The sequence below is a fragment of the Microvirga sp. GN3 genome (assembly GCF_055792825.1).
Genome location: NZ_JBVVAK010000321.1, coordinates 1 through 3,180 on the forward strand (window position 1 = coordinate 1; position 3,180 = coordinate 3,180).

The 3,180-nt window shown below is 58.5% G+C and carries 4 protein-coding genes; 3 read left to right on the forward strand and 1 reads right to left on the reverse strand.

What is annotated here, in order from left to right:
- A partial coding sequence (locus ACS5Q1_RS47240) for a transposase family protein (RefSeq protein ID WP_473104684.1) occupies positions 1 to 626 on the forward strand: 626 nt, incomplete at its 5' end.
- A gap of 734 nt (positions 627 to 1,360) precedes the next feature.
- Here the strand turns inward: ACS5Q1_RS47240 and ACS5Q1_RS47245 are convergent.
- A complete protein-coding gene (locus ACS5Q1_RS47245; protein ID WP_473104685.1) occupies positions 1,361 to 1,501 on the reverse strand; it encodes a hypothetical protein in 141 nt (46 codons plus the stop codon).
- A 191-nt stretch (positions 1,502 to 1,692) separates the two neighbouring features.
- Between ACS5Q1_RS47245 and ACS5Q1_RS47250 the strand changes: the two genes are divergently transcribed.
- Both ACS5Q1_RS47250 and ACS5Q1_RS47255 read left to right on the forward strand, forming a co-directional pair.
- Entirely contained in the window at positions 1,693 to 1,977 is a 285-nt protein-coding gene (locus ACS5Q1_RS47250) for a hypothetical protein (protein ID WP_473104686.1), read from the forward strand.
- Between the two features lie 95 nt (positions 1,978 to 2,072).
- Positions 2,073 to 2,696 (forward strand): 2OG-Fe(II) oxygenase, encoded by a 624-nt coding sequence (locus ACS5Q1_RS47255; RefSeq protein ID WP_473104687.1) that lies wholly within the window; start codon positions 2,073 to 2,075, stop codon positions 2,694 to 2,696.
- Positions 2,697 to 3,180 lie beyond the last annotated feature (484 nt).

The window sequence follows — 3,180 nt, forward strand, 5'->3', positions numbered from 1 at the left end:
CTTTGGAGGAACGCTTTGAGCCGCTGCTTTCCCTGGCGATCAGGGTTCGGCAGCAGACCCAGCGCCAACGCGAGCCCAAGGTCTACGCCCTGCATGCACCGGAGGTGGAGTGCATCGGCAAGGGCAAGGCCCGCACACCGTACGAGTTCGGCTGCAAGGTGAGCATCGCCACGCCGGTCACAAAGCCCAAGGGCGGTCAGTTCGTGCTGCATGCCCGGGCTTTGCACGGCAATCCGTATGATGGTCACACGCTGGCGGCCGCGGTGGCCGATGTCGCGGCGATGACCGGGGTTGAAGTCAAACGCACCCATGTCGACAAGGGCTATCGCGGGCACAACCACCCGAACCGCTTCCAGGTCTGGATCTCGGGTCAGGTGCGCCGGACCACGGCGGCCCTCAAGCGCGAGATGAAGCGGCGAGCGGCGATCGAGCCGGTGATCGGCCACCTGAAGGCCGATCACCGCATGGGCCGCAACCATCTGGAAGGTCGCGAGGGCGACTGCATCAACGCCATTCTGGCAGCCGTCGGCTACAACTTCTCGCTCCTGCTGCGATGGCTGGCGGCGGTTTTATGTGCCCTTGTCCTGTTGCTGGTCGGATATGCTCCATCGCCTCAACGCGCGTGACTCAAGCCGACAGAACATTCTTCACGGACGACTAGGTCGCATTCCAGACAAGGTTGATTTTAAGTTAATAATCTCCCGTAGGGGCAACTACGGGCCGGGGCCGCGTCTTGGTCCATTACAAGGATCAGGCGCGGCTTTTCTCTGTGCGCTTCAATGCTGGTGCACTCTCCTCTCAGCCATGCGTCAGAGTGCGTACAACGCGCCGAGCGCGAAGATCAGGATTTGTCCCGCATAGATCGCCATAACAATGCGAGCTTCGCCGTCGAACTTCTCACCTCTCGTGGCAGCAACTCCCTCAAAACAGAGGCAATTTATCCCCGCCAGTTTAATGACCGATTACCCGAAGGTACTGAGGATTATAGTCTGCGATTTCTGTTGCATCCGTCGTGATGTCCCCGAACACGTCCGCAGGTCATTGGCTTTTTCATTAGCAATCCAGTGCCGGCACTAACTTTGCCTCAATCCCAGTGCAGTCAGGTTAGCATGGCTCGACACAAGCGCCGACCGGACCCCTCGGATGAAGTTCGGCAGTTGATCGCCACGAGGCGGCTCATCCACGCCATCGCGGTTCTCTCAGGATTCATCGTTGGGCTTTATGTGAAGCAGCATGGATTCTAGGCGACCTGGAACGATCGGCGGGCTCGTTCCCGGATCTCGTCCAGTTCGTCTTGCAGGGAATTGATCTGCCCTTCAATCGCCTCGAAGGAATTGCACTCGGGCGTGATGAACAGGCGTCAATCCTCGCCTCGGGTGTAGCGCAGGAGGGCAATCTTGATGCCGGCCGGGTTGTCGGGAGTTCCAGGCCAGACTTCCAGCTCCAAGGCGCCGACGAGATGCGGGTGTCTTCTTGGTGAAGCAACCAGGTGGAAACGCACCTTCGGCCACGTCGGATTAACCGCGAAGAACTAACCTAGGTTAACAAAACTTCGCTGTTGTGTCGGGGACCTGACAGACAGAGCGCCTCCGTTTCAATATCGGTGCGGCATAAACAAAAGGACCATTCAGGGGCATAGAAAGCGGCCGATGAGCTGCCACGCGTTCGTTGCGTGAGCGTTGGACCTCGCCGATGAACCGACACTCGTTTAGTTCACCCGTCGTCGTGACCCTTGAGACTGCACCCGGGCAGAAGCGCCAGTACCCGATCCGGGATCTCTACAAAGCCATGGCGGTGATGCGCTGGTACAAGCTCAAACCTCTGAGTGAGCTTCGTGCGCTTCATCCTGGACTTTGGCTCGTGACTGCGTCCGCCATGGCGCGGGCGCACGAGCATCCCGACCCCGGTACAATCGAGCACGCCCGAGATATGTTTGCGGCGCTGGCCAAAGCCGCCGGAATCCTCGCCTACATGTAAATTCCAGAAGGGGATTGGCGGATGACAGTTGCCCGTGCAAGTCTGCGGCAAGGGACGTTACGCCGTCAGTTGCAATAGACCTCCAGGGACTTTCCATGAACGTTATTGATCTGAATTCCGTGCGCGATGCCACGCGCTCAGCCAATCCCTATGATTTCATCCTTGGCTCCAGCTTCCTCCAGGCCAATGCCCTTGATGACCTGCGTCGGGACTTCCCCAATATTGTTAAGCCAGGATACCTGACGGTCGATGAAGTGGACCTGCACGGACGCTTCAAGACCCTGATTGATGAACTCGAAGGACCCGAACTCACCGAGGAACTGTCGCGCAAGTTCGGCCAGGACCTGCATCAGTTCCCACGTCTCACCACGATCATGAAGCGCTCGCAACCGAAGTACGGGGCCATTCACACCGACGGTCCATCAAAGGTCATGACGATGCTGGTCTACATGAACGATGACTGGCAGCAGGACGCCGGCGGACGCTTGCGGGTCTTGTATGACGAGAAGAACTTTGAGCCCTATGCCCTGGAGGTTCCGCCGAACATGGGCACCATGTTCGCCTTCCTGCGCTCGGACAAGTCATGGCACGGCCATCGGCCTTTTGCCGGCGAGCGCCGGGTTGTGCAGGTCGCCTGGATAAAGAGCCAGGCTGATGTGGACCGTAAGAAGAAGCACAACAAGATGGCCCAGTTCTTCAAGGGGATCTTTAAGCGTTGAAGCGGCGTGAGGTCGGGCCAGGAAGAGGCTACGTGGCTGTACAAAGCGTAGCAGAGAGGCTCGCCATCCACAGGCAGAACGGCACCTACCGCTGGGCGACAGTCACTTGTGAGGTCCACAACGGCCGGAGGAGGGGCTCGGCAATGACGCTGCCAATGATGATCAGGGACGCGAGAACCAATCCAATCCGGCCACAGAGCAAAACTCGATCTTTGCGGGGCACGTGCGAACCCTCCGAGCGTCTCACATCGCGGACAACGTAGATGATCAAAGGTTGGTTGCCAATACGGCCAAGTTGTTCCTTGGAGCATCCTTCACTGATTGCTCCCTTTGGCTCGCTTCTTTGATCCGGTAAGGAGTGCTAATGATCTTCACGGAGGTGGTGTAACATAGGGTGATGTCGATCCTCGTGAGGAGGCGCGCGATGGATGACGACGTTTGGCGGCCGACGCATCTGACATCCGAGCAGATGGAGGAGCGGCGT

What these genes read in the sequence shown, in the direction of transcription:
- ACS5Q1_RS47250 (WP_473104686.1), top strand. Translation starts at nt 1,693, where the DNA reads ATGAACCGACACTCGTTTAGTTCACCCGTCGTCGTGACCCTTGAGACT.
- ACS5Q1_RS47255 (WP_473104687.1), top strand. Translation starts at nt 2,073, where the DNA reads ATGAACGTTATTGATCTGAATTCCGTGCGCGATGCCACGCGCTCAGCC.